The 8,246-nt window shown below is 48.7% G+C and carries 9 protein-coding genes; all 9 read right to left on the bottom strand.

Translation table 11 applies throughout. The features are described 5' to 3' along the window. Positions 1-187: 187 nt before the first annotated feature. Positions 188-673, bottom strand: coding sequence for a YfcE family phosphodiesterase (locus ACR0QT_RS14220; protein WP_432631353.1), 486 nt, complete (start codon positions 671-673; stop codon positions 188-190). Next, a complete protein-coding gene (gene rdgB / locus ACR0QT_RS14215; protein ID WP_432631352.1) occupies positions 674-1,285 on the bottom strand; it encodes an RdgB/HAM1 family non-canonical purine NTP pyrophosphatase in 612 nt (203 codons plus the stop codon). A 154-nt stretch (positions 1,286-1,439) separates the two neighbouring features. Continuing rightward, the gene (locus tag ACR0QT_RS14210) at positions 1,440-3,014 is read right to left on the bottom strand and encodes a lectin like domain-containing protein (protein WP_432631351.1); all 1,575 of its coding nucleotides are present in this window, start codon (positions 3,012-3,014) and stop codon (positions 1,440-1,442) included. Then, positions 3,001-4,164 carry a THUMP domain-containing class I SAM-dependent RNA methyltransferase gene (locus tag ACR0QT_RS14205; protein WP_432631354.1) on the bottom strand — a complete coding sequence of 388 codons (1,164 nt, stop codon included), beginning with the start codon at positions 4,162-4,164 and terminating at the stop codon, positions 3,001-3,003. Before ACR0QT_RS14205 ends, ACR0QT_RS14210 begins: the two co-directional genes overlap by 14 nt. 183 nt (positions 4,165-4,347) lie before the next feature. Continuing rightward, positions 4,348-4,896, bottom strand: a complete 549-nt coding sequence (gene yfcE / locus ACR0QT_RS14200) for a phosphodiesterase (RefSeq protein ID WP_432631350.1) — start codon at positions 4,894-4,896, stop codon at positions 4,348-4,350. Positions 4,897-5,307: 411 nt separating this feature from the next. Continuing rightward, positions 5,308-5,613 carry a rhodanese-like domain-containing protein gene (locus ACR0QT_RS14195; protein WP_432631349.1) on the bottom strand — a complete coding sequence of 102 codons (306 nt, stop codon included), beginning with the start codon at positions 5,611-5,613 and terminating at the stop codon, positions 5,308-5,310. 119 nt (positions 5,614-5,732) lie between these two features. Beyond that, positions 5,733-6,005 (bottom strand): hypothetical protein, encoded by a 273-nt coding sequence (locus tag ACR0QT_RS14190; RefSeq protein ID WP_432631348.1) that lies wholly within the window; start codon positions 6,003-6,005, stop codon positions 5,733-5,735. A 401-nt stretch (positions 6,006-6,406) separates the two neighbouring features. Next, positions 6,407-7,102 (bottom strand): C40 family peptidase, encoded by a 696-nt coding sequence (locus tag ACR0QT_RS14185; protein WP_432631347.1) that lies wholly within the window; start codon positions 7,100-7,102, stop codon positions 6,407-6,409. Positions 7,103-7,412: 310 nt separating this feature from the next. Further along, positions 7,413-7,931 (bottom strand): DUF1700 domain-containing protein, encoded by a 519-nt coding sequence (locus ACR0QT_RS14180; protein ID WP_432631346.1) that lies wholly within the window; start codon positions 7,929-7,931, stop codon positions 7,413-7,415. Positions 7,932-8,246: the final 315 nt, after the last annotated feature.

Genomic DNA, 8,246 nt, shown 5'->3' with positions numbered 1-8,246 from the left:
TATCACAAACTTTCTCAGGAGGGGAGACAATCCCCTTCTGAGTTATACGCTCCGCGTGGATGCGCAGTGATTTTGATAAGAAGATGTCAGCAGAGCTGACCAAAATCACGCGCCAAGTCTCCGCGAGCGTCGACTTGAATTCTCAAAATCTCCCCCCTGTCAAAAACAGGGAAATCCAGATAATCTTTTACAGGTAATAAGTGTGGAAATGCACGCGACCGTCATCTTCCATGTCCATGATCATGTAAGACGGACGGCGCCCTTCCTGTCTCGGATAGGAGAGGCTTCCCGGATTGAGAATCGTCACCTGATCGCCAATCTCCAAATACGGGCGATGGGTGTGACCGTACATCGCAATGTCACAGCCCCGCTCGATCGCCTCCTGCTCAAGCGTCTCAACGCCGAGAGAAACGTTGTAATAGTGACCGTGGGTCAGGAAAATCCGGTGCGGTCCGAGTTCAAGCTCGATCTCCCGCTCAAGCGATGAGAAAAAGTCATTGTTTCCGCGAACCATGACGATCTCACAGCCCTCGTTGACCCACTTCGGGATCTCCACTTCGCTTCCCTCCGCGTCCCCGAGATGAATCATCATATCGAGCGGAGCTTCCTCCTTCAGAACCCATTTCAGGTTGTCATCCTTCCGATGCGTATCACTCACAATCAGAATTTTCATCTATTTATCTTCCTCCCCGAGAACTTTTCGCAATTCTTCTTTCATCGCTGAGAGCGCTTTTCCACGATGGCTGATCTGGTTCTTCTGCTCCATCGTGATCTCTGCGGATGTCTTTCCAAATTCAGGAAGATACAGAATCGGATCGTAACCGAATCCACCACAGCCTGCCGGTTCCTTGGCGATCAGACCTTCCATCGTCGCCTCCGTGTGAATCACACGACCATCCGGAAGCACGCCTGCAATGTTGCAGACAAAACGCGCGGAACGCTCCCCGCCCTCTGCGTCTTTGAGACGGTCAATGATTGCCTGATTCTTGATCTCATAGGAGGTATCCTCCCCGAGATAACGCGCAGAAAGAATTCCTGGCTCTCCGCCGATATAATCCACGACAAGACCAGAATCATCCGCGAGGACAATGCCTCCTGTGCAGTTCCAGACCGCACGCGCCTTGATCTCTGCATTTTCGGCAAAACTCTTTCCATTCTCCTCGATTTCCGGCGTTGCTCCCGCTTCCTTCATCGATAAAATCTCACAGCCGAGATCTCCGAGAATCTCCCGAATCTCCCTCATTTTTCCGGCATTTCCGGTTGCAAATACAATTCTGTGTTTCATTTATTTTTCTCTCCCTCTTTTTCTCCCTGTCAAATAGTTCCTTCCCCATCACAGTTCAATCACAGTTTTATTGCACTTCCACTCCATTACGTCCATCAACGTCCATCACAACCTGCAACGGATTCCTTGAATTCAAGTCAAGGCTTAGGCTTGCTCACCCGCTCGTTTTTTCAATCCTCGTGTACGCTTTCAGGCACAGATTGCAGTTCTGAGCTTCCTCCGTCCGCTCCCACTGGCTTCCATCGGGGCTCACATATCCCTCTCCATCGCTCAAATCCACGCGGAAACGCCCGTCTCCGGTGTCATACTCGACTGCGACGGGATGAACTGCCCCCGGCGTCTTCAAGCGCACCATGAGCGCAAATCGCGTCTTTGGCTGAATCGATACCGGCTGGTCAAGCGAAATCGTATAATAACCGGCGTCCTCAAGTCTTCCCTTTGCGCGCGACAGCTTTGCCTTTTTTACTCCGCCCGCAGAAAGTTTCGCGATCACCGACTCCTGATTTTCCGGAACTTTCGGAATCACATAGACCTCATACTCCGTATCCCGGTCCGTCGCATAAAATCCGACCGCACAGAGCTTCTCCGCGCTCTCCCCGGAACGGTACACATTTGTCGCCCAGACCGTCTCCTCCCCGTAGCCAATCTGACCGAGCCATCCACACAGATCACTCTGATAAATCCGGCTGTAATTATCCGGATCTTCCGTCCGCGAATAGACCAGGTTCGTCTTTCCGAGGTTCCGGTCATAGTAGGATACATAAAAGTATCCCGCCTCTCCAAACTGAGTTCCCCAGCTGTTCTCACAGAGATACGCCCCGTTGCCCGGAACCTCTGTCGTGAAGTTCTCTGCCGGGAAATCATCGTCCCAGCCCACAATCACGACATCGTGATTCGGAGCCTCCTCGCCCTGATAACAGTATGCCTGAGTCTCCTGATTGTAGTAGGCGGTATCCGTCCCGGTCTTCTGAAGTGCGGTGTAGAGCGAACTCTGCACGCCTCCCGTCGTATAGACTGCTCGCTTGATCGCCTCACGGTCGCTCTCGGGCAAGAGACGGATCTCCTGAACGTGTTTTACCGGAGACAGCCCCTCCGGCGAGATCCCGTCTCCATAGGGGTCCTGAGACTCCAGCACCGGTCCCCGCCACGACAGCAGATACGCCATCGCCATCACATAGTCTCCGCCCTCCTCGGAATTCAGAATAAAATCCGGATCGTGCACCATGTGATCCTCGGAGAAATCATACGACTCCTCCGGAAGCAGAGAGCTCTCGAGCGCCTGCATCGACGCAAACGCCCAACAGGTTCCTCTCTCTCCCTGATCCTTGACGATCGACGTTCTGCCGTCCCGTCTCGCATCGTAAAACCGCGGTAGAGGCTCTTTCACGCTTTCTGCACCTTTTGACCCACTCTGAGCCTGTCCCTGATCCGCTTCGTCCGTTCCCGTCGACGTGCCTTTCTCCGTCTGCTCGGTCTTCTCTTCCAGTTCTACCCGCTCCGCGGTGTTTCCCTGATTTCCTGTATTTTCCTGCTCTGTCGTGTTTTCCTGATCTGCGTTTTCTTCCTGCTCTGTGGTTTGACGATTCCCTCTGAAATCTGCATTTGAGCCTGCCGACTCCCACCAGAATCTCCCACAGCCGGAAGTCAAGAAAACCACCATCCAAACAGTGAGAAGACAGCAAACCAGCCTGCCCTTACTCCGTCCGGCTCGCCTTTTATTTCTCCTCATGCTCCGGTTTACGCTTCGGCGGTTTCGGTCCGAGGAACTGGTAGAAATACGTCTTCATCATACCGTTGTAGATCTTGCGGTTGCGGTCTGCCTTCCGTCCCATATATCGCTCGACATCCTCATAGGAGGTGATGATAAATGCCGACCAGCTGTCAAGAGATGCAAAACGCTCTCCGATCTGGCTGTACAGCTCCGGCAGATTCTTCTTGTCCTCAATACGCTCTCCGTAAGGCGGGTTTGTGATCAGGAAACCGTATTTCTTCGGGTGGCTGAGCTGGCTCACCGGGCGCTGTTGGAAATGAATCAGGTGCGCTACACCCGCGGATTCTGCATTTGCTCTCGCAGACTTGATGATATCGCCATCCACGTCGTATCCCTGAATGTCGACACTCACGCTGTCATCGACAAGTTCCTGAGCTTCGTCCATCGCCTCATACCAGCACTTGCGCGGAATCAGGTTCTTCCAGTCCTCAGACAGGAAGGAGCGGTTCATTCCCGGCGCCATATTGGCAGCGATCATTGCCGCCTCAATCGGAAATGTTCCACTTCCGCAGAACGGATCGACAAGGATTCTGTCCTTATTCCACGGAGTCAGCATAATCAGAGCCGCAGCGAGCGTCTCCGAGATCGGTGCCTTGCTCGTCAGTTTTCGGTATCCGCGCTTGTGAAGGGACTCTCCGGTCGTGTCGAGTGCCACGGTGATCACATCCTTGTAGAATGCCACGCGGATCGGGTAGGAAGCGCCGGTCTCCGGAATCACGCCCACACCGTATGCGTGCTTCATGCGATCGACCATCGCTTTCTTCATAATCGACTGGATGTCGGACGGGCTGAACAGCTTACTCTTGATCGAGTTTGCTTTCTTCACCCAGAATTTTCCGTCCACCGGAATGTACTCCTCCCACGGAAGTGCCTTCGTCTTCTCAAACAGCTCATCAAACGTCACTGCCCGGAATTCTCCGACTTTCAACAGCACTCTCTCCGCCGTCCGCAGAAAGACGTTTGCTCTGCAAATCGCCTCTGCGTCTCCGATGAACGTCACCTTTCCATCTTCCACTCGGGAAATCTCATATCCCAGATCCAGAATCTCTCTCTTGAGCACCGCTTCCAGTCCAAAGTGGCAAGGTGCAATCAGTTCGTAGGTTTTTATCGCCATATGTTTTCTTTTCTCCTGCTCGATCATCCTTTCGATGACCGTTGTTCTTTCTAAGTTCTTTCTAAGTTCTTTCTAAGTTCGTTTTAAGTTTGTTCTAAACCCTTTTTTATCCTTTTAAATTCTTTTAGATTCTTTTTTAATCCTTTTAGATTCTTTTTTAATTTTTCTAATCGTAATCTAAAATGTGATCTCTTTCACGACATTGCCGTCAAAGTCAATGATCTGGAAGGTCTTTCCATCCAGAATCGCATAGGTTGCCGGATTTCCGCCCTTCGGAATCGACACAGAACCCGGATTGAGGATGTAGTTGTCCCCTACCTTGTCCGCGCGAAGCAGATGGGTGTGACCATGAACAAGGATATCGCCTGCCTTTAACGGTGGCATATGCTCCTCATTAAAAATGTGTCCATGTGTCGCAAAAAAGGTGAGATCGTTGAGCTCGAGCAGAGCATAATCTGCCATCACCGGGAAATTCAGAACCATCTGGTCCACCTCTGCCTCACAGTTTCCGCGCACCGTGCAGATCTCATTCTTGCGCTCATTGAGCATCGCAATCACTTCCTTCGGCGCATACTCCTTCGGAAGATCGTTTCTCGGTCCATGATACAAAAGATCACCGAGCAAAATCAGACGCTCTGCGCCGGAACGGTCATAAGCCTCCAGCATCTTTCTGCAATACCATGCAGATCCGTGAACATCCGATGCAAACATATATTTCTTCATCATTGTCTTCTCTTCACAGTTGTCCTTTTTCATCCAGAGTGCTTTCTTCTCGTGTTTTGTTCTTGTGCTTTGTTCTTGTGCTTTGTTCTCAAGTTTTATCCTTGATCCTTGCGTTCTGTTCACGCCTTTCGCGCTCTCGTCACTTTCGTAAACTTCTCCGTTGAAAAAGTCAACCATTCTCCTTCCCTTATTTTCAGGTTGTCTCGTCCCCTGATTGTTACATAATATTTTATAACCTCACCAGATAGTTGTCAACGAAAGACGTTACTGTTCACACACCCTGCAAACAGTAACGTCTTTTGCCGATGCTTCGCATTCCAAATCAGCAAAATCTGCTACCACTACTGTATCACACGGCATTTTCCGCTCAGAAAATGCCTACCCGTGTACAATAACCGAAAGATCCATGAGTCTCTATCCAGTGAGGTACTTTCCGCGGTAAGCCTCGATTCCGCCATAGAGATCTGCCGTCAAAAATCCCATTGCGGACAACTGCCTTGCGACCAACAAACTGTTCGGACCATGATAACAGTAAAGAACAATCAGACGGTCTCTCGGAAACTCTGAGATCCTCAGACGCCAGGAGTCTCCCGGGAAATTGATCGCCCCACAAATATGCCCCGCCTCATAGTCCCGGCTCTCCCGCAGATCTGCCAGAAAGATCTCTCTTCCTTCGTCAAGATAGCGTTCCAGATCTCTACCGCTGATCAGACACCACATGCCAAACCCTCTATTGTCCTCTTTTTATCAGCATATGTAACGGTCCCCCGCTTTGTCCCAAGACCTCCAAAAACAAATGGGAAACAAAGCGGAGACCATCTGAGAATTCCCAGAGTTTTTTACTGCTCGTGCTGGTTGCTCTGGTTGTTCATCTTGTTGCGGGATGAATTTCTCTCATAAGTTCTCTCGCGGTAATTCTGGTAATCCTCATAATCCCCGGTGTTATTCTCACTGCGGTTCGAGTAGGAATCACGGCTGTAATTTCTCGCATTGTTTCTGCTGTTGTTCTCGTTTCTGGTACTGTTTTTGCTGTTGTTTCTCATGCTGTTCTGATTGCTGTTCTGGCTGTTGTTCTGACTGTTATTCTGGTTGTTGTTGTAAGAATCTCTCATGTGATTTTCCTCCTGAACATCCTAATTTTTTGATGCAGGATTAGTATGATCCCTCCCTGTCAAATCCATACCGGAAGATTCTGGTTTCCAGTTAATCTCTTGCAATTTTTTGACGTATAACGTATAATAAACTCGAAGAAAATCGATTTCCCTTAAAATCATTTTCTTCAGCCTTATTAATTATTTTATACTCCCCTCAGAAAGAGTCGGAACAGCTCCCCTGTCCCGGCTCTTTCTCCATTTTTGAGAGATTTTGAAAAGAATAAAAAAGACGGCAAAAGGCCATACAACGCCTCTTCCCGTCTTTTTATTTTATGTATTTCTCTGCTGTCCTATTCGATTTCTCTACTTCTCATTTTTAACTGATCCTGGTCTGACAGATATGTGAAAATCAGAATCGATTAGAATACACTGACAATCTTGATCGGTGTGCGGTAGTTCCACTTGGAAACCTTGATACCGGTACGCTCTGTGGATGCGTGAACGATCTTGCCATCTCCAATGTACATCGCTACATGGCTGATGCTGGAGCCACTTCCGTAGAAGATCAGATCTCCCGGCTGCATATCATTTGAACTAATCTTGTGTCCCTGTGTTGCCTGAGAGCTTGAAGAACGATTCATGGAGATTCCTGCTGCATGCTCCATAACATATTTTACAAATCCGGAACAGTCAGCTCCGGTATGCGGGTCATTTCCACCTGCACGGTACTTTCCGCCTACAAACTGAAGTGCGTAAGCGACAACATTCTGGCGAGCATCTGCCTTTGCCTGAACTGCTGCCTCCTCGGCTGCCTTTGTCTCCTCAGCTGCCTTCTTCTCTGCGAGGGCTTTCTGAACAGCGATATCCGGGCCAGCCTGCATATCGATAACCTCTGCCTCGGCATCTGCTACCTCTTCTTCCTCAATCTGAACGGCTTCCTCGACAACCCCTGCCACGTTCTCGATTTCCGGAATCTCAAGCTCCGGGAGATTCAGTGCCTCAGAGATTTTGATTGCCTTTGTTGAGGTCTCTGCGCGGGATACCATAGGGCTTGTCCAGAATACAGAACCCGTTGCCAGCACTGCTGTGGCTAAATAAAGTACCGATTTATTCATTTCCTACATCCACTCCAATCCAGAATTTGTATTTACGTTGTTCGTTGTTTCTATGGTTTCTATGTTCTCAAACCGATGCCGGAGAGGGCTTCCACCGTTTTACAGCTTCATGCTCTCTTCCGGCACCGTAATTATTACATAATTATTAAATATGTTACATCGTTATTATACATATCCAGATTGGGCGCGTCAAGTTTTTTGGACCATTGTTTACATTTTATTAATATTTTGTGACGGTTTCCTGCGCAGTTTTCTCTGTTTTTTTGTCACTATTGACTTATCAGAATCCTATTTTTCTCAAAAAATGCATTTAGCGTCCTTTTACAAACCACATCACTAACATCACGAGGAAAATGATCGGAAGGATCGGAATCAAAATACTCAAAATTCCTCCCACAATCGTGATGATCAGCGTCACCACCAAAATGGCGACAAGAACTGCTCCGAGCTTCCAGTACCACTTATTCAAATCGTAATAGTGCACACTGGAATTGCCTGTAAAAATATTGCCCTGCTGTCCCTGTGACTCTTCGGATCCTGTGCCATCTCCTGCATATCCGCCATCTGCAGTGCCCGCAGATCCGAATGGAATGAAGGAGCGATACTCCTCAAACATTCCCTCTCCCGCTCCCGGCGTTGCATCCATGATCGTCCTCGCAATCAGACGCGGATCTCCGAGTTCTTCCATCACATCCCGCTCGGATCTTCCTTTCTGCACCTCTGAACGGATATAATCGCTGTAATAGCGCAAATTTTCCCGCACAGTCTCAGGTGGTACATTTCCAGAAAGAGCTGACTGCAATCCCTGTAAAAATTCTGTCTTATTCATCGTCTTCTCTGTCTTCCTCTCATTCCGTTCTCATCCGACTTCCTGCATCTGTCTTCATTCGTCTATCTTAATTACGGTATCATTTTTTCTCTGACTATATTTCTTTGATTTTGTTTCTCTGACTTTACTGACACTCCAACGGCTAAAGCTCGTTGGGTTCTCATATACATGAATTTCCAAATATGCTCGAAAGTATATAAGACTGATTCATTTCCATGAGACTTTCATTATCAATCATTCTAATGAATGAATTAACGATAACATACGGCTCGTGTCAAAACCGTTTTTTCTACTTTTTAAATGCCCATACTACTC

Origin of the sequence: Brotaphodocola sp. (genome assembly GCF_050873365.1) — a bacterium.
Classification (GTDB): Bacteria; Bacillota; Clostridia; order Lachnospirales; family Lachnospiraceae; genus Brotaphodocola.
This window is presented reverse-complemented; position numbering and strand designations above follow the sequence as displayed.

Coding starts and splice junctions, on each gene's coding strand:
- ACR0QT_RS14220 (WP_432631353.1), bottom strand. CDS start 673: ATGAAAATTCTGATTGTGAGTGATACGCATCGGAAGGATGACAACCTG.
- rdgB (WP_432631352.1), bottom strand. CDS start 1,285: ATGAAACACAGAATTGTATTTGCAACCGGAAATGCCGGAAAAATGAGG.
- ACR0QT_RS14210 (WP_432631351.1), bottom strand. CDS start 3,014: ATGAGGAGAAATAAAAGGCGAGCCGGACGGAGTAAGGGCAGGCTGGTT.
- yfcE (WP_432631350.1), bottom strand. CDS start 4,896: ATGATGAAGAAATATATGTTTGCATCGGATGTTCACGGATCTGCATGG.
- ACR0QT_RS14195 (WP_432631349.1), bottom strand. CDS start 5,613: ATGTGGTGTCTGATCAGCGGTAGAGATCTGGAACGCTATCTTGACGAA.
- ACR0QT_RS14190 (WP_432631348.1), bottom strand. CDS start 6,005: ATGAGAGATTCTTACAACAACAACCAGAATAACAGTCAGAACAACAGC.
- ACR0QT_RS14185 (WP_432631347.1), bottom strand. CDS start 7,102: ATGAATAAATCGGTACTTTATTTAGCCACAGCAGTGCTGGCAACGGGT.
- ACR0QT_RS14180 (WP_432631346.1), bottom strand. CDS start 7,931: ATGAATAAGACAGAATTTTTACAGGGATTGCAGTCAGCTCTTTCTGGA.